Consider the following 18,928-nt stretch of genomic DNA (forward strand, 5'->3'; position numbering starts at 1 on the left):
GCCGGTTCCAAAGTGGTGTGCCTGGGCAACCTGGCACAGATCGACACCCCTTACCTGTCCGCGACCAGCTCCGGGCTGACTTACCTGACCGAACGCTTCAAGGATTTCCCCAACGGTGTGCACATCACCCTGCAAGGGGTGCCACGCTCGATCCTGGCCGAATACGCCGAATCGCATCTGTAACCCTCGCAACAAAACCGGGCGGCCCAAAAGCCGCCCGGTTTTTTTATGCCTGAACCATAAATCCCTTTATTTGATGCCTGCCTGATGAACACCACTGATCCACTGTAGGAGCTGCCGAAGGCTGCGATCTTTTGATCTTGTTTTTAAAAATCAAAGTCAAAGGATCGCAGCCTGCGGCAGCTCCTACAGAGGGCCAGTGATAATCAAGCGTGCGGAAATTTGACCCGCAGGTTTACAATCCACGCTCCTGATCAGGAGTAATCCCGTGCTGACTCATCTCGATTCCCAAGGTCGCGCCAACATGGTCGACGTCACCGAAAAAGCCGTGACGTTCCGTGAGGCGACCGCCCAGGCGCTGGTGCGCATGCTCCCCGAAACCCTGCAGATGATCGTCAGCGGCGGCCATCCCAAGGGCGACGTGTTTGCCGTGGCGCGCATTGCCGGCATTCAGGCGGCGAAGAAAACCAGCGATCTGATTCCGCTGTGCCATCCGCTGATGCTGACCGGGGTCAAGGTCGAACTCAGCGCCGAAGGTGAAGACAGCGTGCGCATCGTCGCCCGCTGCAAGCTGTCCGGGCAGACCGGCGTGGAAATGGAAGCACTGACCGCTGCTAGCGTCGCCGCCCTGACCATCTACGACATGTGCAAAGCCGTTGATCGCGGCATGGTCATCGAAAGCGTGCGTCTGCTGGAGAAGGTCGGCGGCAAGAGCGGGCATTTCCAGGCGGAGCAGCCATGAAGCTGACGGTTAAATTCTTTGCCCGTTATCGTGAAGCGCTGGGCGTGGACTCGGTTGAGGTCGAAGGCGATTTCGCCACGGTCGACGCTGTGCGTGCGCTGCTCGCGCAACGCGATGGCGCCGCAGTGCTGAGCGAACAGAACCTGATGTGCGCACGCAACGAAGACCTGTGCCAGCTCGACGAGCCGGTGAGCGATGGCGACGAAGTGGCGTTTTTCCCCACTGTGACCGGAGGCTGAGGCATGGCGATTCGGGTGCAGTCCACGGCGTTCGATCCCGGCGCTGAAGTCAACGCGATGCACGCGGCGAATGTCGGTGTCGGCGCGGTGGTGAGTTTTGTCGGCTACGTGCGCGATTTCAATGACGGGCTGGATGTGGCCGGGATGTTCCTTGAGCATTATCCGGGCATGACCGAAAAAGCCCTCGGCAAGATCGCCCTCGAAGCCGAGCAGCGCTGGCCGCTGCTGAAGCTGGAAGTGCTGCACCGCATCGGCGCGTTGGAGCCGGGCGAACCGATCGTGTTTGTCGGCGCGGCCAGCGCTCATCGCCAGGCAGCGTTCGACGCCTGCGCCTTCGTCATGGATTACCTGAAAACCCGTGCGCCGTTCTGGAAGAAAGAAAACACCAGCGACGGCCCGCGTTGGGTCGAAGGGCGTGACAGTGATCATGCCGCCGCGGATCGCTGGAAGAAGTAATCTCTGCATTGTCAGCAAAAAGATCGCAGCCTTCGGCAGCTCCTACATTGGGTCGGCGTACCCCCTGTAGGAGCTGCCGAAGGCTGCGATCTTTTTGCTTTTTCCACCGATTGACGGGTTAAACATAAAAGTCCAGTATGGATTTATAAGTACAAAAAAACATTTCCGCTCTTTTCTTCTGTCTTGCCAAACCAACAACAACCCGCGAGAGAACCAACATGAAGAAACTCCCCCTGATTACCGGTCTGGCCCTGAGCCTGTTGGCATGCACCAGCTCATTCGCTGCCGAGCAAACCCTGCGCATCGGTATCGAAGCCGCTTATCCACCGTTCGCCTCGAAAACCGACAAAGGTGAAATCGTCGGTTTCGACTACGACATCGGCAACGCCCTGTGTGCGCAGATGAAGGTCAAGTGCGTGTGGGTCGAGGGTGAGTTCGATGGCCTGATTCCTTCGCTGAAAGTGAAGAAAATCGACATGGCGCTGTCGTCGATGACCATCAACGAAGACCGCAAGAAGTCGGTGGATTTCACCCACAAGTACTACTTCACTTCCTCGCGACTGGTGATGAAAGACGGCGCCACGGTCGATGACCAGTACGCCAGCCTCAAGGGCAAGAACGTCGGCGTACAGCGCGCCACCACCACCGACCGTTATGCCACCGAGGTCTTCGAACCCAAGGGCATCAACGTCAAGCGCTACAGCAACAACGAAGAAATCTACATGGACCTGGCGGCCGGGCGGCTCGATGCGATTTTCGCTGACACCATTCCGCTGACCGACTTCCTGTCGATGCCGCGCGGCAAGGGGTATGCGTTTGTCGGGCCGGAGCTCAAGGATCCGAAGTACGTGGGCGAGGGCGCGGGGATTGCGGTGCGCAAGGGCAATACCGAGTTGGTCAGCGAGTTGAACACGGCCATCGACGGGATTCGGGCGAGTGGCGAGTATCAGAAGATATCCGAGAAGTATTTCAAGTCCGACATCTACGGCGACTGATAGTCCGTCTTCGGGAGCAAGCCCCCTCCCACAGGGGAACGCGTTCCAATGTGGGAGGGGGCTTGCTCCCGAAAGGGCCTGACCAGGCAATACACCTGCTGGACCCTAGCCCTTCAATTCTTTCAAATGCTTGTACACCGCTATCGCTGGCTTGCCAGCGATGGGGCCGGGACTGCCAATGCAGATCTTCAGCCCTTCAATTCCTTCAAATGCTTGTACACCGTCGCCCGCCCCATGTTCAGCACATTGGCCACATAATTCGAGGCGCTCTTGCCCTTGAACGCGCCCTCGGCGTGCAGCGCCAGCACCAGTTCGCGCTTGTGATCGCGGGTCAGCAGATTCAGGCTCAACTGCCGCTCGCGCAGCCAGGCGTGGAGGAAGGTGTTGATGCGTTCCTGCCAGTCATCGCGAAACAGTGAATCCGGTTGCGGGATCAGCTTGCTCGGCGACAGGAACAGGTCCAGCGCAGCCTTGGCATTCTCGAACAGCGAAATATTCAGGTTGATGCACAGCACCGCCAGCGGCCGGTCTTCACTGTCGCGCAGCACGGTGCTCAGGCTGCGAATCTTCTGGCCGTCCCAATTCAATTTTTCATAAGGCCCGATGTTCCGCTCGCTGACGTCCTCGCTGAGCATGTCTTCAAGCGATGAATCGTCGCCGATCTCGCGCTTGGACAGGTTGTTGGCGATGTAGTCGACCTTCTGCGTGCGCAGGTCGTGCAGCACCACTTCGGCGTGGGGAAAGAACAGCGTGGCGATGGCGTCGGCGATGGCACGGAAGTTATCCAGTGCCGGATCGAATTCGGGGGCGGTCATGATTGTGGAGCTCCAGGCGGCGTCAGCGCCCCCGTGCACGGGGGCGCTGCGAGTGTGCCGCAATCCGTTGAGCGCGTCATCCGCAGGGGTCTTCAGCGCAGCCGTGAGGGGGAGAGCATGGCGCTGCTCAGGCCGAACTGACGCAGAGGCTCCGGTAACGCCTGCCCACGCACCAATGCCGCACTGGCCTGGCCCATGGCCGGTGAAGTCTGGATGCCGTAACCGCCCTGCGCTGCGACCCAGAACAACCCCGGCACCTGTGGATCGAAGCCGCTGAGCAGATCGCCGTCGGCGACGAAGCTGCGCAGTCCGGCCCAGGTGCGTGTCGGGCGGCGGATGGTCAGGGTCGTGGCCTCTTCGATCTGGTAGATGCCCATGGCGATGTCCAGTTCTTCCGGCTGCACGTCATGCGGTTCGACCGGGTCGGCGTTGGCCGGCGAGCCGAGGAACATCCCGGCATCGGGCTTCATGTAGAACGATTCGTCGAGGCTGACCAGCATCGGCCAGTGATGAATGTCCACGCCCTCCGGGCCGGGGAAAATGAACGCCGCACGGCGTTTCGGTTGCAGGCCCAGCGCTGGCGCGCCAGCCAGTGCGCCGATCTGGTCGGCCCAGGCGCCAGCGGCATTGATGATGATCGGGGCGCTGAAGGTCTGACCGTTGGTTTGCACCTGCCAGAGGCCATCGGCGTCGCGCGTCAGGCCCAGCACCTCGCAATCGGTGTGCACCTCGCCGTGGTTGCGGCGGATACCGCGCAGGTAGCCCTGATGCAGGGCGTCGGTGTCGATGTCGCTGGCGGTCGGGTCGTAGATCGCGCCGTGGACTTTCTCCCGACGCAAAATCGGCAGACGGGCGCAGGCTTCGTCGGCGCTGAGCAGTTGCATCTCTGGCACCGTGGCCTTGGCGCTGAGGTACTGGTTGTGCAATTCGGCGGCGTCACCGGTGAAGTCCACGGTCATTTCGCCACGCGGTGTGAGCAATGGATGCTCACAGAAGCCGCTCGGCGGATGGTCGAAAAACTCGCGACTGGCCAGCGTCAGCGCCCGTACCTGTGGCGTGCCGTAGGCTGCGGAGTACAAAGCCGCGGAACGTCCGGTGGAGTGATAAGCCGGGTGCGACTCACGTTCGAGCACGATCACTTTAGCGTGGGGCGACAGCCAGAAACCGGTGGAAGCGCCGGCAATCCCGCCGCCGATGATGATGAAATCTGCCTGGCTCATGTGAATCTCCAGTGGCTCGCAATATTGGGAAATAGGCTGATCCCCTGTGGGAGCGGGCTTGCTCGCGAAGGCGGTGTGTCATTCGGCAAATACGTTGCCTGGCACGGCCTCTTCGCGAGCAAGCCCGCTCCCACAGGGAATTTGTGGTGTCAGTGATGAAGGTGATAAACCGCATTGGCCAGCGCGATGTCTTCCAGGCCCAGGCCGATTGAACGGAAAAACACGTGACGGTCGTAAACGGGGCGCGGCACTTTCTCGCTGAGCAGGTCGGCGAGGTCACCGACGATCAAATCCTTGCTCCAGTCATGCTGTTCGGTCGCGATCAGCATCTCACCGGCCGACCCCGGCGTGGTCAGACGATAGTCACAGAACACCTGCATGTCGCCCAGGCTCTGCGGCGGCACTTCATGCGCGCGTGGCGCGTTGGTGCTGATCGAGGTGATCAGCGCCGGTTTGCTCAAGGTGGCCGGATTGATCACCGGGCCGGCGGACGAGGTGCAAAGCATGATCACGTCGGCATCGTGCACGGCGGTTTCGCGGCTGTCGGCGATCTGCACCCCCCGGAATATCTCCTGCAATTGCGCACGGGTTTCAGCATCTTCAGACAGGCTCGGCGAATACACGCTGATGCTCTGCCAGTCGCGCAGACCTTTCCCGTAATGCAGATGCGCCTGAGCAACCTTGCCGCTGCCGATGATCGCCAGTCGTGTGGCATTCAGCGGGGCGAGGGCGTCGATTGCCACCGCAGTGGTCGCGGCCGTGCGCGCGGTGGTCAGTTCACCTGCATCGCATAGCAGCAGCGGTTGGCCGGTTTTCATCGACATCAATAGCGTCCACGCTGTCACCAGTGCACCTTGCTCGCGAACAATGTACGGCGAGGTCTTGACCCCGTACACGCCGTCCTCGGCCAACACCCCCAGATAGTTGATGAAGTCGCCGGCACCCTGCGGGAATTCCACCAGTTGTTGCGCCGGTTGCACGGCGTGGCCGGCGGCGAGGTCGCGGAACAGTTTGCGCAGGATCTGCGGCACGTCGATGCGCGCCAGCAGCTCGCGGGCCTGATGTTGGTCGATCACGTAAGGTGTACTGGACATGTCAGGCTCCGCGGTCTAGATCTAAACTAATTTGTCCATTATGGACTTTTAGTTGTCTATCGCAAGCACCTGTTGAATCCCCCGGGCAAAAAAAAGCGCAGTCCGTTGCCGGCTGCGCTTTTTGCGTTTCGGGTCGCTTACTGCGGCTGCGGGCGCTTGCGCTCCACCGCACGCAGCAGGTGCGTCGGCGGTGTTTCGCAACTGATCTTGCGACCGAGTTTTTCTTCGATGGACGGCAACTGATAGGAGTCGTCTTCGCCGGCGAAGCTGATCGACACGCCGTCAGCGCCCGCGCGACCGGTACGGCCGATGCGGTGCACGTAGTCGTCCGGGACTTCCGGCAGGGTGAAGTTGATCACGTGGCTGATGCCGTCGATGTGGATGCCGCGACCGGCAACATCGGTGGCGACCAGCACGCGGATCTTGCCTTCGCGGAAGCCTTCCAGAGTCTTGATGCGCTTGTGCTGTGGCACGTCGCCGGACAATTGCGCAGCGTTGATGCCGTCGCGCACCAGGCGTTCTTCGATGCGGCGCACTTCATCCTTGCGGTTGGCGAAGACGATCACGCGCTCCCAGCCGTTATCGTTGACCAGGTTGTAGAGCAGTTTGTACTTGTCAGCCGCGGCCACCGCATAGATGTGCTGCTCGACGTTTTCGTTGGCCACGTTGGTGATTTCGATTTCGACGATCGCCGGATCGGTGGTCCATTGCTTGGCCAGGTTCATCACGTCTTCGGTGAAGGTCGCGGAGAACAGCAGGGTCTGGCGTTCGCTTTTCGGCGGGGTCTGGCGAATGATCTGCCGCACTTGCGGGATGAAACCCATGTCGAGCATGCGGTCGGCTTCGTCCAGCACCATCACTTCGACCATGTCTAGGTGCACGTCGCCGCGCTGGTTGAAGTCGAGCAGGCGGCCCGGGGTGGCGACGAGAATGTCGCAGTGGCGCGCTTCGAGGTGCTTGAGCTGCTTGTCGAAGTCCATGCCGCCAACGAACGTCATGACGTTGAGGCCGGTGTACTTGGTCAGATCGGCAGCGTCCTTGGCGATCTGCACCACCAGCTCACGGGTCGGCGCGATGATCAGCGCACGAGGTTCGCCCATGTAGCGCTCTTTCGGCGGTGGCGTCTGCAGCAACTGAGTGATGATCGAGATCAGGAACGCGGCGGTCTTGCCGGTACCGGTCTGCGCGCGGCCGATGGCGTCTTTGCCGGCGAGGGTGAAACCCAGCACCTGCGCCTGGATCGGCGTGCAGTATGGAAAGCCCAGATCCTGGATGGCGTGCATCAGTTCTGGAGCGAGTTTGAAATCGTGGAAGCGGGTTTTGCCTTCCTGGGGTTCGACGACGAAGTCTTCGAGTTTCCAGGGAATGACCGGTGCCTTGGGCTTCGGTTCGCGGCGCGGCCGGGGCGGTTTTGGCGCTTCGGCGGCGATGGCGGGTTGCGGCTCGGGCTCGGGTGTCGCTACCGCAGCCGGACGTTCGGCCTTGGGCGCATCGCTGCGAGGGCCGGGGGCGTGCGACGGCGCACTGGGAACTGGCGCGAGCTGCTCAGCCTCGCTTTTACCGAACATTTTCTTGAGTGCTTCGAGCACGGTCATCTCATCAATTGGTTAAGGAATGTACGCCGGCCAGTGTAATGCAAGAAACGGGCGCGGCGTAGTGGGTTGATCAAAGCGGTCCGCCAAGCGGCCGAATCAGCGTAGACGCTCACCCAGCCAGACGCCGATGTCGCGAATTTCCTCGGGTAACACTTCGTGTTCCATTGGGTATTCCTGCCATGTCACGGTGACACCATGCTTGTTCAAATGCTCGTAAGCACTGCGGCCCATGGCGTTGAGGACCACGCCATCGTGTTGGCCGTGCAAGCAAAGGGCGGGAATGCGCTGCTGACTGGCTGAGAGCTCCATCTCGTCGGTAAAGGTCGGGGCATAAGTGGAGAGGGCAAGTACGCCACCCAGCGGACCTTGCCACTTCTGGTAGGCGGTGTGCAGCACCACGGCGCCCCCCTGGGAAAACCCGGCGAGGAAAATCCGCGAAGCGTCTATTCCGGCAGCGCGCTGCACATCGATCAATTTGACGATGCGATCTGACGATTCTTCCAGCTGCTCACGATCAATCGACCGCGCCGGGCTCATGGCCTTTATGTCGTACCAACTCGGCATCGCATAACCGCCGTTGATGGTGACGGGCAGGGTCGGCGCTTGCGGCAATACGAAGCGGGTGCTCAGCAGGCTTTCCTGCAGCGCTTCAGCCACTGGCAGGAAGTCATAGCGATCGGCGCCGAGGCCGTGCAGCCAGATAACGCAGGCGTCTGGGGACTTTTGGGGTTCAAGAATCAGGGGCTCGGTCATGGCTGCTCCAAAAATGTGCGGGCGCTCTCAATGAGTGCGTGATTTGCGTGCGCGCCCGTTCGATCCGTTAACAAGATGTCGCAAGGCTACAAGTTTTGCTATTGACCTGTCGCGCAATCGCTTCAGCAGACGGTGTGGTACGGGCTTTGCTATGGAGGATTCTGTACGAAGCATCCTACGTCTGGCGGTAACACTATCAGTGTACGTCTTGCGATGGGATTGCAACGAATCCGGTGATGGATGTTCGCCAATGGCCGCTACGGGCAACGCGAACGTGAAAGGGCTACAGCCCGTTCGGCCGACTGGTGAGAAGTGAGTTGTCCATGATGTGGATTTTCTCCTACTAGACTCATAGCGAAGGTCTTACGTCGGTTGACCCCAAAAAAAGCCAACACGGGTCAACAACGCCTCATAAGGGTGCGACTGGACTCAAGCTCCGACACAACAAGAGCAAAACTGGAGGTTTGAATGAAGATGTTGAAATCCACTCTGGCGGTCGTGACTGCTGCAGCAGTACTCGGCGTCAGCGGGTTCGCTCAGGCGGGTGCAACCCTGGATGCCGTGCAGAAGAAAGGTTTCGTGCAATGTGGCGTGAGCGATGGTCTGCCGGGTTTCTCGGTACCGGACGCTTCGGGCAAGATCCTCGGGATCGACGCTGACGTCTGCCGCGCTGTGGCCGCTGCAGTATTCGGCGACGCCAACAAGGTCAAGTTCAGCCAGTTGAACGCTAAGGAGCGCTTCACCGCGCTGCAGTCCGGCGAAATCGACCTGCTCTCGCGCAACACCACCATGACCAGCTCGCGTGACGCCGGCATGGGCCTGAAATTCCCCGGCTTCATCACTTACTACGACGGCGTGGGCTTCCTGGCCAACAACAAGCTGGGCGTGAAAAGTGCCAAGGAACTGGACGGTGCAACCATCTGCATCCAGGCCGGTACCACCACCGAACTGAACGTGTCCGACTACTTCCGCGCCAACGGCCTGAAGTACACCCCGATCACTTTCGACACCTCCGATGAAAGCGCCAAGTCGCTGGAATCCGGTCGTTGCGACGTGCTGACCTCCGACAAGTCGCAGCTCTACGCACAGCGCAGCAAGCTGGCCTCGCCAAAAGACTACGTGGTGCTGCCGGAAACCATTTCCAAAGAACCACTGGGTCCGGTCGTGCGTAACGGCGACGACGAGTGGCTGGCGATCGTGCGCTGGGTTGGCTACGCGCTGCTGAACACTGAAGAAGCCGGCGTGACCTCGAAAAACGTATTGGAAGAAGCCAAATCCACCAAGAACCCGGACGTCGCTCGTCTGCTGGGTGCTGACGGTGAATACGGCAAGGACCTGAAACTGCCGAAGGACTGGGTTGTGAAAATCGTTTCGCAGGTCGGTAACTACGGTGAAATCTTCGAGAAAAACCTCGGCAAGAGCACTCCGCTGGAAATCGACCGTGGCCTGAACGCGCTGTGGACCAACGGCGGCATTCAGTACGCACCACCAGTGCGCTAATGGTTCTATCACCCGGCGGGCCAACCGCCGGGTGATGTTCTGTTCCATTTCTTCCGGGGCACTTCATGCAAAATTCAATCGGCGCACCAAAGCAGAGGTTCAGCCTCAGCGATCCGCGAGTGCGTGCGTGGCTGTTTCAGATCATCACCGTTGTGGCGGTGGTCGCCATGGGCTGGTATCTGTTCGATAACACCCAGACCAACCTGCAGCACCGGGGCATCACCTCCGGTTTCGGCTTTCTGGAGCGCAGTGCCGGGTTCGGCATCGCTCAACACCTGATTTCCTACACCGAAGCGGACAGCTACGCCCGGGTGTTCGTGATCGGTTTGCTCAACACCCTGCTGGTGACCGTCATCGGCGTGGTCCTCGCGACCCTGCTGGGCTTCCTCATCGGTGTGGCGCGACTGTCGCCGAACTGGATCATCAGCAAACTGGCGACCGTGTATGTGGAAGTGTTCCGCAACATTCCGCCGCTGCTGCAGATCCTGTTCTGGTACTTCGCGGTATTCCTGACCATGCCGGGACCGCGCAACAGCCACAACTTCGGCGACACCTTCTTCGTCAGCAGCCGGGGCCTGAACATGCCGGCCGCGCAAATGGCTGACGGCTTCTGGGCGTTCTTCATCAGCGTGGTGCTGGCCATCGTCGCCATCGTGCTGATGTGCCGCTGGGCCAACAAACGCTTTGAAGAAACCGGCGTACCGTTCCACAAGTTCTGGACTGGCCTGGCGATCCTGCTGGTAATCCCGACCCTGTGTGCGCTGATCTTCGGCGCACCGCTGCACTGGGAAATGCCGCAACTCAAGGGCTTCAACTTCGTCGGTGGCTGGGTGCTGATCCCGGAACTGCTCGCGCTGACCCTGGCGTTGACCGTGTACACCGCCGCGTTCATCGCGGAAATCGTGCGTTCGGGGATCAAGTCGGTCAGCCATGGCCAGACCGAAGCGGCGCGTTCGCTCGGCCTGCGCAACGGCCCGACCCTGCGCAAGGTGATCATTCCGCAAGCCCTGCGGGTGATCATTCCGCCGCTGACCAGCCAATACCTGAACCTGGCGAAGAACTCGTCGCTGGCCGCCGGTATCGGTTATCCGGAAATGGTTTCGCTGTTCGCCGGCACCGTGCTCAACCAAACCGGTCAGGCGATCGAAGTCATTGCCATCACCATGAGCGTGTACCTGGCGATCAGTATCAGCATTTCCCTGCTGATGAACTGGTACAACAAGCGCATTGCGCTGATCGAGCGGTGAGGAAACGCGCATGACAACCCATACTTTCAAACCCGACATGCCACCGCCGGCCAAGGTCTTCGGCCCGATGGCATGGATACGCGCCAACATGTTCTCCAGCTGGCTCAACACCCTGCTGACCCTGTTTGCGTTCTACCTGATCTACTTGGTGGTCCCTCCAATCCTCAGTTGGGCGATTCTCGATGCCAACTGGGTCGGCACCACCCGCGCCGACTGCACCAAGGACGGCGCCTGCTGGGTGTTCATTCAGCAGCGTTTCGGCCAGTTCATGTACGGCTACTACCCGACCGGCCTGCGCTGGCGCGTCGACCTCACCGTGTGGCTGGCGGTGATCGGCGTGGCGCCACTGTTCATTTCGCGCTTCCCGCGCAAAGCGGTGTACGGCCTGAGCTTCCTGGTGATCTACCCGATCGTCGCCTGGTGCCTGCTGCACGGCGGCGTGTTCGGCCTCGACGCCGTGGCGACCAGCCAGTGGGGCGGTCTGATGCTGACGCTGGTCATCGCCACGGTCGGTATCGCCGGCGCCTTGCCGCTGGGGATCGTTCTGGCGCTGGGCCGGCGCTCGAACATGCCGGCGATTCGTGTGGTCTGCGTGACCTTCATCGAGTTCTGGCGCGGCGTGCCGTTGATCACCGTGCTGTTCATGTCCTCGGTGATGCTGCCGCTGTTCCTGCCCGAAGGCATGAACTTCGACAAGCTGCTGCGGGCGCTGATCGGGGTGATCCTGTTCCAGTCGGCCTACGTTGCCGAAGTGGTGCGCGGCGGTCTGCAAGCGATCCCCAAAGGTCAGTACGAAGCGGCTGCGGCGATGGGCCTCGGTTACTGGCGCGCGATGGGCCTGGTGATTCTGCCGCAAGCCCTGAAGCTGGTGATTCCGGGCATCGTCAACACCTTCATTGCGCTGTTCAAGGACACCAGCCTGGTGATCATCATTGGCCTGTTCGACCTGCTCAACAGCGTCAAGCAAGCCGCTGCCGATCCGAAATGGCTGGGCATGGCCACCGAAGGCTACGTGTTCGCCGCTCTGGTGTTCTGGATTTTCTGTTTTGGTATGTCGCGCTATTCCATGCATCTGGAACGCAAGCTCGACACTGGCCACAAGCGTTAGGAGTTCTCTGTAAATGAGCGAAGCAATCAAAAAGCCTGTCGGCCCTGAAGGCATTATCCAGATGCAGGGCGTGAACAAGTGGTACGGCCAGTTCCACGTGCTGAAAGACATCAACCTCAACGTCAAGCAGGGCGAGCGTATCGTCCTGTGCGGCCCGTCGGGGTCCGGCAAGTCGACCACCATTCGCTGCCTCAATCGTCTGGAAGAACACCAGCAGGGCCGCATCGTGGTCGATGGCGTGGAGTTGACCAACGACCTCAAGCAGATCGAAGCGATCCGCCGCGAAGTCGGCATGGTGTTCCAGCACTTCAACCTGTTCCCGCACCTGACCATCCTGCAGAACTGCACGCTGGCGCCGATGTGGGTGCGCAAGATGCCCAAGCGCAAGGCCGAGGAAATCGCCATGCATTATCTGGAGCGCGTACGCATTCCGGAGCAGGCGCATAAATTCCCGGGGCAACTGTCCGGCGGTCAGCAACAGCGCGTGGCGATTGCCCGCGCACTGTGCATGAAACCGAAAATCATGCTGTTCGACGAACCGACCTCGGCCCTCGACCCGGAGATGGTCAAAGAGGTACTGGACACCATGATCGGCCTCGCCGAAGACGGCATGACCATGCTCTGCGTAACCCACGAAATGGGCTTCGCCCGCACCGTGGCCAATCGCGTGATCTTCATGGACAAGGGCGAAATCGTCGAACAGGCAGCGCCGAACGACTTCTTCGACAACCCGCAGAATGACCGCACCAAGCTGTTCCTGAGTCAGATCCTGCATTGATCGAAACCAGCCAGTGAAATAAACCCGGACCTGTTCCGGGTTTTTTTGCCCGCGATTGCCCCTTGTGCCGATTCGGCTGCCTGACTACCATGTCAGGAAATTCATCCTATGATTGGATGAAAGGGCGAATTTCATGACAGACATCTCACCTTTGATCAAGCGATCCCTGGTCGATCAGGCCCTGGATCAGTTGCGCCAGCGCATAACCGATGGCGTGTGGCAGGTGGGCGAACGGCTGCCGACCGAGCCTGAGCTGTGTGCCGAACTGGGCATCAGCCGTAATACCGTGCGTGAAGCCATGCGCGTGCTGGCGTTTTCCGGGTTGATCGAAATCCGGCAAGGGGACGGCAGTTATCTGCGCGCGGTCGTCGATCCGATGGACACGCTCAAGGCATTGTCCCGTTGCTCGCTCGAGCAGGCGCGCGAGACCCGGCACATCCTTGAAGTCGAGGCGATTGGTCTGGCCGCGCTGCGCCGCACCGATGAAGACCTGCTCGCACTGCGCGAAGCGCTCGGCACCAGCGGCAGCCACTACCACGGCGATCTCGACACTTATATTTCCTGCGATCTGGTGTTCCACCGCCGTCTGGTGGACGCCGCGCACAACCCGACCCTCAGCGAGTTGTATCGCTATTTCTCCAGCATCGTCGGCGCGCAATTGCGCCAGACGCTGAACATCGTCCCGCGCCGTCAGGAAGTGTTCGACCTGCACATCGAATTGCTCGATGCCGTCGAACAACGCGACCCGGAACGGGCCAAAGCCATATCGAGGCAGTTGATCAATGAACCTTGAAAGCGAGAAAAACTTCTCAACCCCCAAGCGCACGGCAGAACTCGAAGAGCTGCTGATCGACGCCGAGGCCGATGACGAGCAAGTGCAACAAAGCCATCCGCTGGTGCGCCGGCCGTGGCTGTTGCTGTTGGGGCTGATTCTGGTGGCGCTGAACCTGCGCCCGGCACTGTCGAGCATGGCGCCGCTGCTCAGCGAAGTGTCGAAAAGCCTCGGCTTGTCTGCCGCGCAGGCCGGGTTGCTGACCACGTTGCCGGTGCTGTGCCTTGGTTTGTTCGCGCCGCTGGCGCCGATTCTGGCGCGGCGTTTCGGCGCCGAACGGGTGGTGCTGGGGATTCTGCTGACCCTGGCCGCCGGGATCATTGTGCGCAGCAACTTCGGTGAGATCGGCCTGTTCGCCGGCAGCGTCCTCGGTGGCGCGAGCATCGGCATCATCGGTGTGCTGCTGCCGGGCATCGTCAAACGCGACTTCGCCAAACACGCCGGGACCATGACCGGCGTCTACACCATGGCCCTGTGTCTCGGCGCGGCAATGGCCGCCGGTTCGACCGTGCCGTTGAGCGAGCACTTCGACCACAGCTGGGCGCTGGGCCTGGGTTTCTGGGTGATCCCGGCGCTGGTGGCGGCGCTGTTCTGGTTGCCGCAGGTCGGGCAGAAACACGGCGCGCACAACGTCGCCTATCGGGTGCGCGGGCTGCTGCGCGATCCGCTGGCCTGGCAAGTGACCTTGTACATGGGCCTGCAATCGTCGCTGGCGTACATCGTGTTCGGTTGGCTGCCGTCGATCCTGATCGGTCGCGGGCTGACCCCGACCCAGGCTGGCCTGGTGCTGTCCGGCTCGGTGATCATCCAGCTCGCCAGTTCGCTGGCCGCGCCGTGGCTGGCGACGCGGGGCAAGGATCAGCGCCTGGCAATCGTGGTGGTGATGGCCCTGACCCTCGGTGGTCTGTTCGGCTGCCTGTACGCACCGATTGAAGGCCTGTGGGGCTGGGCGATTCTGCTGGGGCTGGGGCAGGGCGGTACGTTCAGTCTGGCGTTGACCTTGATCGTGCTGCGCTCGCGGGATTCGCATGTGGCGGCGAACCTGTCGAGCATGTCCCAGGGCTTCGGCTACACCCTCGCCTCGATGGGACCGTTCGCGGTCGGCGTGGTGCATGACTGGACCGGCGGCTGGAATGCCGTGGGCTGGATCTTCGGCATCATTGGCACCGGTGCGATCATTGCCGGGCTGGGTGCCGGGCGTGCGCTGTACGTGCAAGTGCAAAGCGAAAAAATCTGACACGGTTCAACTTGTAGGAGTGAGCCTGCTCGCGATAGCGGTGTGTCGGTCAACATTGCGCTGACTGGTACACCGATATCGCGAGCAGGCTCACTCCTACAGTGGTTCTGTGTGTTGCTGATATTCGGTGTGCGAATGCCGGTAGTGTTTCCGGCGTTTGCAGCTTATCGTGCTGGCAATCTGTCCATTTCCTGGAGTTTGCCCATGAGTGAAGCCCACGCCGCGTTGATCACCCGCTTCTACCAGGCCTTCCAGCGCCTCGACGCCGAGGCCATGGCCGCCTGCTACACCGACGATGTGGTGTTCAGTGATCCGGCTTTCGGTGAACTGCGCGGGCGCGCTGCCGGCGACATGTGGCGCATGCTCACCACCCGCGCCAAGGACTTCTCCCTGACCTTCGACAATGTTCGCGCCGACGAGCGCAGCGGCGGCGCGCACTGGGTGGCGACTTACCTGTTCAGCCAGACCGGCAACGTGGTGATCAACGATATCCAGGCGCGCTTCGTCTTTCGTGACGGCAAGATCTGCGAGCACCACGACCACTTCGACCTGTGGCGCTGGTCGCGGCAGGCTCTGGGCTTCAAAGGCCTGCTGCTGGGCTGGACGCCACTGGTGCGCAACGCCGTCCGTGCGCAGGCGTTGAAAGGGCTGAAGGCATTTCAGGCTGGTCGCTGATAAGATCGCGGCCTGTTTCCCACACGTCTTGATCCCGAAGTGACCAGCCTTAGCGAAAAATCTGTCGATGTTGCCGAACCAGTGAGCAAGTCCTGGTTCGTCTACCTCGTGCGCGCGGCCAACGGTTCGCTGTATTGCGGGATCAGCGACGACCCGCTGCGCCGCTTCGCCAAGCATCAGAGCGGCAAGGGCGCGCGCTTCTTTCTGTCCAGCCCGGCGATGGCGCTGGTCTACACCGAACGCTGTCGCGACAAGAGCGATGCGTTGCGTCAGGAGCGTTTGATCAAGAAGCTGCGCAAGAGCGCCAAGGAATGCCTGGTCGCGTCTTATCAATCTGACTGATCGGTTCCCATCAGCCAGATCTGTAGGCTGCTAATCAAATGCACGCTAAGCTGCCGATTCACTTTCTGTGCGGCGGAGCCGAGCATGTCCGAGTTGATTCTGCATCATTACCCGACCTCTCCATTTGCCGAAAAGGCTCGCCTGCTGTTGGGCTTCAAAGGCTTGTCCTGGCGCTCGGTGCACATCTCGCCGGTGATGCCCAAGCCGGATCTGACCGCGCTGACTGGCGGCTACCGCAAGACCCCGGTATTGCAGATCGGCGCCGATATCTATTGCGATACATCGTTGATCGCCCGTCGTCTGGAGCAGGAAAAGGCCCTGCCGGCGTTTTTCCCGGAAGGTCAGGAAATGACCAGCGCCAGCTTCGCTGCGTGGGCCGATTCAGTGGTGTTCCAGCACGCGGTCAGTCTGGTGTTTCAGCCGGAATCGGTGGCGGTGCGTTTCGGCAAGTTGCCGCCGGAAGCGATCAAGGCGTTCATCGCCGACCGTGCCGGTTTGTTCAGTGGCGGCAGTGCCACGCGGCTGTCGGCGGAGCAGGCCAAGCACCAATGGCCAACGATCATGGCGCGGCTGGAGCAGCAGTTGCAGCGCGAGCAGGGCGACTTTCTGTTCGGTGAGCCGTCGATTGCCGACTTCGCCCTCGCGCATCCGCTGTGGTTCCTCAAGGCCACTCACGTCACTGCACCGCTGGTCGATGAGTATCCAGCTGTCACCGCGTGGCTGGGGCGTGTGCTGGGCTTTGGTCATGGTGCCGCGAGCGAAATGACTGCCGAAGAGGCGCTGGAAGTGGCGCGCAGTTCGACGCCGGCGGCGCTGCCGGATGAGCAGTTTGTTGATCCGAATGGCTTCAAGGCCGGGCAGCAGGTGGCGATTGCCGCGATCGACTACGGGGTGGATCCGGTGGTGGGTGAGTTGCTGTTTGCCGGTCGCGAAGAGCTGATCCTGCGCCGCGAAGACCCGCGTGGCGGCGTGGTGCATGTGCACTTCCCGCGCTTTGGTTTCCGCATCGAAGCCCGCTGAAAGCGAAAGATCGCAGCCTGCGGCAGCTCCTACACCGATCTCATGTAGGAGCTGCCGCAGGCTGCGATCTTTTGATCTTGCTGTTATTTCAGGGCGGCGAGGATTTCATCCGGGTCGAACCCGCGAATCAACGTGCCATTCACGTCGATCAGCGGAATCCCGCGTCCGCCCAGCGCCTCATACGCCTTGCGCGCCTCGGCGTCCTTCTCGATGTCGAACTCCTGGAACGCAATACCCTTGCTGTCGAGAAAGCGCTTGGTCTGCTTGCAGTAGCCGCACCAGTCGGTGGAATACAGCACGACATGCGCGTTGGCGCGTGCCTGCTCCGAGACCATTTGCGCCGGGTTGAACACCCGCTCGATCTTGCCCCAGTTCTGATAGACCACCACCACCAGCAGAACCAGCGCAACCTTCTTCAGCACATTGCCGAGCATCAGTTGCGGCGCTTGAGCTGATCGGTGAGCGAGGTTGGCAGGCCCTTGATGATCAGGGTGCCGGCCTCTTCGTCGTATTCGATCTTCGAACCCAGCAGGTGCGCTTCAAAGCTGATCGACAGACCTTCGGCGCGGCCGGTGAAGCGGCGGAACTGGTTGAGCGTGCGTTTGTCCGCCGGGATCTCCGGCGACAGGCCGTAGTCCTTGTTGCGAATGTGGTCGTAGAAGGCTTTCGGCCGTTCTTCGTCGATCAGCTCCGACAGCTCTTCGAGGCCCATCGGTTCGCCAAGCTTGGCCTGGCTGCTGGCGTAATCGACCAGGGTCTTGGTTTTCTCGCGGGCGGAGTCTTCCGGCAGGTCTTCGCTCTCGACGAAGTCGCTGAAGGCCTTGAGCAGGGTGCGCGTCTCGCCCGGGCCGTCGACGCCTTCCTGGCAGCCGATGAAGTCGCGGAAGTATTCCGAAACCTTCTTGCCGTTCTTGCCCTTGATGAACGAGATGTACTGCTTGGACTGCTTGTTGTTCTGCCACTCGGATACGTTGATCCGCGCCGCCAGGTGCAACTGGCCGAGGTCGAGGTGGCGCGACGGGGTCACGTCCAGCTCATCGGTCACCGCCACGCCTTCGCTGTGGTGCAACAGGGCGATCGCCAGGTAGTCGGTCATGCCTTGCTGATAGTGGGCGAACAGCACGTGGCCGCCGACCGAGAGGTTCGACTCTTCCATCAACTTCTGCAGATGCTCGACCGCGACTTTGCTGAACGCGGCGAAGTCCTTGCCACCGTCCATGTATTCCTTCAGCCAGCCGCTGAACGGGAACGCGCCGGATTCCGGATGGAACAGGCCCCAGGCTTTGCCCTGTTTGGCGTTATAGCTCTCGTTGAGGTCGGCGAGCATGTTCTCGATGGCCGCGGACTCGGCCAGCTCGGAGTCACGAGCGTGCAGAACTGCGGGCGTGCCGTCGGGTTTTTTGTCGATCAGGTGGACGATGCAATGACGGATCGGCATGGGCTTCTCGGCTGGTGGAAGGGAGGAGGGCAGGCTCCCCCGAAAAAGCGCCCAGTGTACCCGATTCTCCACTTCGGACGATGCAACCGTCCCCCTGTAGGAGCTGCCGAAGGCTGCGATCTTTTGATCTTGTTTTTAAAAAATCGAAGTCAAAAGATCGCAGCCTTCGGCAGCTCCTACATGAAGGGGGGATGGCTGGGAAATTGTGGTACGTGGCAGCGTAATCACGGGCTTGAGGGCTGAAACCGGGGCAAGCGCCCGTGCTTATGCAGTTTTTTACCGATTTAGAGCAATAAACCTGACCAAATGGGTAGCTAGAGGCGGATATTTCCCCGTCTCTGTGCTAGTTTTGCCCGGTCTTACGCGAAGTCACTGCGTTAAGCGTGCATTCAGCATTTGTCAGGTCGAACCAAACCCTGATTTCGGCATCTATAACCCGACTCGTCGTGGTTATCGCCGAGGGTGCCAGATCCAGAAGATCGGGCTCGATGGCTGACACTGCACTCTGCAATCCATATGAATTTGATAGGGAAGGAACACTACATGGCTCTTACTAAAGACCAACTGATCGCCGACATCGCTGAAGCTAACGACGCGCCGAAAAACCACCGCGCGTAACGCTCTGGACCAACTGGGCCAAATCGTTGCCGATCAGCTGGAAA

General features: G+C 60.7%; 20 protein-coding genes and 2 pseudogenes. 15 read left to right on the forward strand and 7 right to left on the reverse strand.

Annotated elements, in window-relative coordinates; translation table 11 throughout:
• The 5 genes and pseudogenes from ACIOUG_RS22585 to ACIOUG_RS22605 form a co-directional block, all read left to right on the forward strand.
• Window positions 1-183, forward strand: a pseudogene (locus tag ACIOUG_RS22585) (PhoH family protein); the annotation flags it as partial.
• Window positions 184-448: 265 nt separating this feature from the next.
• The gene (gene moaC / locus ACIOUG_RS22590; protein ID WP_401068787.1) at window positions 449-922 is read left to right on the forward strand and encodes a cyclic pyranopterin monophosphate synthase MoaC; all 474 of its coding nucleotides are present in this window, start codon (window positions 449-451) and stop codon (window positions 920-922) included.
• Window positions 919-1,161, forward strand: coding sequence for a molybdopterin converting factor subunit 1 (gene moaD / locus ACIOUG_RS22595; RefSeq protein ID WP_401068789.1), 243 nt, complete (start codon window positions 919-921; stop codon window positions 1,159-1,161). Before moaC ends, moaD begins: the two co-directional genes overlap by 4 nt.
• A gap of 3 nt (window positions 1,162-1,164) precedes the next feature.
• Window positions 1,165-1,617 carry a molybdopterin synthase catalytic subunit MoaE gene (gene moaE, locus ACIOUG_RS22600; protein WP_054049707.1) on the forward strand — a complete coding sequence of 151 codons (453 nt, stop codon included), beginning with the start codon at window positions 1,165-1,167 and terminating at the stop codon, window positions 1,615-1,617.
• A gap of 218 nt (window positions 1,618-1,835) precedes the next feature.
• Window positions 1,836-2,612, forward strand: coding sequence for an ABC transporter substrate-binding protein (locus ACIOUG_RS22605; protein WP_401068791.1), 777 nt, complete (start codon window positions 1,836-1,838; stop codon window positions 2,610-2,612).
• A gap of 188 nt (window positions 2,613-2,800) precedes the next feature.
• On the opposite strand, the gene ACIOUG_RS22610 is transcribed toward ACIOUG_RS22605, so the two are convergent.
• From ACIOUG_RS22610 to ACIOUG_RS22630, 5 genes are all read right to left on the reverse strand, one after another.
• Complete coding sequence (locus tag ACIOUG_RS22610; RefSeq protein ID WP_007965200.1) at window positions 2,801-3,427, reverse strand: transcriptional regulator; 627 nt, start codon at window positions 3,425-3,427, stop codon at window positions 2,801-2,803.
• 92 nt (window positions 3,428-3,519) lie between these two features.
• Window positions 3,520-4,647 carry an NAD(P)/FAD-dependent oxidoreductase gene (locus ACIOUG_RS22615; protein WP_401068793.1) on the reverse strand — a complete coding sequence of 376 codons (1,128 nt, stop codon included), beginning with the start codon at window positions 4,645-4,647 and terminating at the stop codon, window positions 3,520-3,522.
• 149 nt (window positions 4,648-4,796) lie between these two features.
• Window positions 4,797-5,741, reverse strand: a complete 945-nt coding sequence (locus ACIOUG_RS22620) for an ornithine cyclodeaminase family protein (RefSeq protein WP_401068795.1) — start codon at window positions 5,739-5,741, stop codon at window positions 4,797-4,799.
• A 137-nt stretch (window positions 5,742-5,878) separates the two neighbouring features.
• Complete coding sequence (gene rhlB / locus ACIOUG_RS22625) at window positions 5,879-7,336, reverse strand: ATP-dependent RNA helicase RhlB (RefSeq protein ID WP_401068796.1); 1,458 nt, start codon at window positions 7,334-7,336, stop codon at window positions 5,879-5,881.
• Window positions 7,337-7,432: 96 nt separating this feature from the next.
• On the reverse strand, window positions 7,433-8,089 hold the full coding sequence (locus ACIOUG_RS22630) for an alpha/beta hydrolase (RefSeq protein ID WP_401068798.1): 657 nt from the start codon (window positions 8,087-8,089) through the stop codon (window positions 7,433-7,435).
• A 468-nt stretch (window positions 8,090-8,557) separates the two neighbouring features.
• Here ACIOUG_RS22630 and ACIOUG_RS22635 point away from each other — a divergent pair, with 468 nt between their 5' ends.
• The 9 genes from ACIOUG_RS22635 to ACIOUG_RS22675 all read left to right on the forward strand — a co-directional run bounded on the left by ACIOUG_RS22635 (window position 8,558) and on the right by ACIOUG_RS22675 (window position 16,828).
• A complete protein-coding gene (locus tag ACIOUG_RS22635; protein ID WP_007965188.1) occupies window positions 8,558-9,589 on the forward strand; it encodes an amino acid ABC transporter substrate-binding protein in 1,032 nt (343 codons plus the stop codon).
• Between the two features lie 65 nt (window positions 9,590-9,654).
• Window positions 9,655-10,836: an amino acid ABC transporter permease gene (locus ACIOUG_RS22640; RefSeq protein ID WP_401068800.1), complete on the forward strand. Its 1,182-nt coding sequence runs from the start codon at window positions 9,655-9,657 to the stop codon at window positions 10,834-10,836.
• Between the two features lie 10 nt (window positions 10,837-10,846).
• Window positions 10,847-11,944, forward strand: coding sequence for an amino acid ABC transporter permease (locus tag ACIOUG_RS22645; protein WP_401068802.1), 1,098 nt, complete (start codon window positions 10,847-10,849; stop codon window positions 11,942-11,944).
• Window positions 11,945-11,957: 13 nt separating this feature from the next.
• Window positions 11,958-12,722, forward strand: a complete 765-nt coding sequence (locus tag ACIOUG_RS22650; protein ID WP_003221897.1) for an amino acid ABC transporter ATP-binding protein — start codon at window positions 11,958-11,960, stop codon at window positions 12,720-12,722.
• Window positions 12,723-12,855: 133 nt separating this feature from the next.
• Window positions 12,856-13,515 (forward strand): FadR/GntR family transcriptional regulator, encoded by a 660-nt coding sequence (locus ACIOUG_RS22655; RefSeq protein WP_367083222.1) that lies wholly within the window; start codon window positions 12,856-12,858, stop codon window positions 13,513-13,515.
• Window positions 13,505-14,791: a CynX/NimT family MFS transporter gene (locus ACIOUG_RS22660; protein ID WP_096795185.1), complete on the forward strand. Its 1,287-nt coding sequence runs from the start codon at window positions 13,505-13,507 to the stop codon at window positions 14,789-14,791. The genes ACIOUG_RS22655 and ACIOUG_RS22660 overlap by 11 nt, the downstream gene beginning before the upstream one ends.
• A 204-nt stretch (window positions 14,792-14,995) precedes the next feature.
• A complete protein-coding gene (locus ACIOUG_RS22665) occupies window positions 14,996-15,466 on the forward strand; it encodes a nuclear transport factor 2 family protein (protein ID WP_401068804.1) in 471 nt (156 codons plus the stop codon).
• 39 nt (window positions 15,467-15,505) lie between these two features.
• Window positions 15,506-15,808, forward strand: coding sequence for a GIY-YIG nuclease family protein (locus tag ACIOUG_RS22670; protein ID WP_401068806.1), 303 nt, complete (start codon window positions 15,506-15,508; stop codon window positions 15,806-15,808).
• A gap of 84 nt (window positions 15,809-15,892) precedes the next feature.
• Window positions 15,893-16,828, forward strand: coding sequence for a glutathione S-transferase family protein (locus tag ACIOUG_RS22675; RefSeq protein WP_401068808.1), 936 nt, complete (start codon window positions 15,893-15,895; stop codon window positions 16,826-16,828).
• Between the two features lie 83 nt (window positions 16,829-16,911).
• On the opposite strand, the gene ACIOUG_RS22680 is transcribed toward ACIOUG_RS22675, so the two are convergent.
• Both ACIOUG_RS22680 and yejK read right to left on the reverse strand, forming a co-directional pair.
• Window positions 16,912-17,262, reverse strand: coding sequence for a glutaredoxin family protein (locus tag ACIOUG_RS22680; RefSeq protein WP_401068810.1), 351 nt, complete (start codon window positions 17,260-17,262; stop codon window positions 16,912-16,914).
• Window positions 17,262-18,266 carry a nucleoid-associated protein YejK gene (gene yejK, locus ACIOUG_RS22685; RefSeq protein WP_003221908.1) on the reverse strand — a complete coding sequence of 335 codons (1,005 nt, stop codon included), beginning with the start codon at window positions 18,264-18,266 and terminating at the stop codon, window positions 17,262-17,264. Before yejK ends, ACIOUG_RS22680 begins: the two co-directional genes overlap by 1 nt.
• A gap of 543 nt (window positions 18,267-18,809) precedes the next feature.
• Between yejK and ACIOUG_RS22690 the strand changes: the two are divergent.
• Window positions 18,810-18,928 (forward strand): annotated as a pseudogene (locus ACIOUG_RS22690) (HU family DNA-binding protein); the annotation flags it as partial.

The organism is Pseudomonas sp. NPDC087803 (genome assembly GCF_044742995.1).
In the GTDB taxonomy this organism is placed as follows: domain Bacteria; phylum Pseudomonadota; class Gammaproteobacteria; order Pseudomonadales; family Pseudomonadaceae; genus Aquipseudomonas.

Excerpts from the sequence above, each read along its gene's own strand:
- moaD (WP_401068789.1), top strand. The coding sequence starts at position 919 with ATGAAGCTGACGGTTAAATTCTTTGCCCGTTATCGTGAAGCGCTGGGC.
- moaE (WP_054049707.1), top strand. The coding sequence starts at position 1,165 with ATGGCGATTCGGGTGCAGTCCACGGCGTTCGATCCCGGCGCTGAAGTC.
- ACIOUG_RS22605 (WP_401068791.1), top strand. The coding sequence starts at position 1,836 with ATGAAGAAACTCCCCCTGATTACCGGTCTGGCCCTGAGCCTGTTGGCA.
- ACIOUG_RS22610 (WP_007965200.1), bottom strand. The coding sequence starts at position 3,427 with ATGACCGCCCCCGAATTCGATCCGGCACTGGATAACTTCCGTGCCATC.
- ACIOUG_RS22615 (WP_401068793.1), bottom strand. The coding sequence starts at position 4,647 with ATGAGCCAGGCAGATTTCATCATCATCGGCGGCGGGATTGCCGGCGCT.
- ACIOUG_RS22620 (WP_401068795.1), bottom strand. The coding sequence starts at position 5,741 with ATGTCCAGTACACCTTACGTGATCGACCAACATCAGGCCCGCGAGCTG.
- rhlB (WP_401068796.1), bottom strand. The coding sequence starts at position 7,336 with ATGACCGTGCTCGAAGCACTCAAGAAAATGTTCGGTAAAAGCGAGGCT.
- ACIOUG_RS22630 (WP_401068798.1), bottom strand. The coding sequence starts at position 8,089 with ATGACCGAGCCCCTGATTCTTGAACCCCAAAAGTCCCCAGACGCCTGC.
- ACIOUG_RS22635 (WP_007965188.1), top strand. The coding sequence starts at position 8,558 with ATGAAGATGTTGAAATCCACTCTGGCGGTCGTGACTGCTGCAGCAGTA.
- ACIOUG_RS22640 (WP_401068800.1), top strand. The coding sequence starts at position 9,655 with ATGCAAAATTCAATCGGCGCACCAAAGCAGAGGTTCAGCCTCAGCGAT.
- ACIOUG_RS22645 (WP_401068802.1), top strand. The coding sequence starts at position 10,847 with ATGACAACCCATACTTTCAAACCCGACATGCCACCGCCGGCCAAGGTC.
- ACIOUG_RS22650 (WP_003221897.1), top strand. The coding sequence starts at position 11,958 with ATGAGCGAAGCAATCAAAAAGCCTGTCGGCCCTGAAGGCATTATCCAG.
- ACIOUG_RS22655 (WP_367083222.1), top strand. The coding sequence starts at position 12,856 with ATGACAGACATCTCACCTTTGATCAAGCGATCCCTGGTCGATCAGGCC.
- ACIOUG_RS22660 (WP_096795185.1), top strand. The coding sequence starts at position 13,505 with ATGAACCTTGAAAGCGAGAAAAACTTCTCAACCCCCAAGCGCACGGCA.
- ACIOUG_RS22665 (WP_401068804.1), top strand. The coding sequence starts at position 14,996 with ATGAGTGAAGCCCACGCCGCGTTGATCACCCGCTTCTACCAGGCCTTC.
- ACIOUG_RS22675 (WP_401068808.1), top strand. The coding sequence starts at position 15,893 with ATGTCCGAGTTGATTCTGCATCATTACCCGACCTCTCCATTTGCCGAA.
- ACIOUG_RS22680 (WP_401068810.1), bottom strand. The coding sequence starts at position 17,262 with ATGCTCGGCAATGTGCTGAAGAAGGTTGCGCTGGTTCTGCTGGTGGTG.
- yejK (WP_003221908.1), bottom strand. The coding sequence starts at position 18,266 with ATGCCGATCCGTCATTGCATCGTCCACCTGATCGACAAAAAACCCGAC.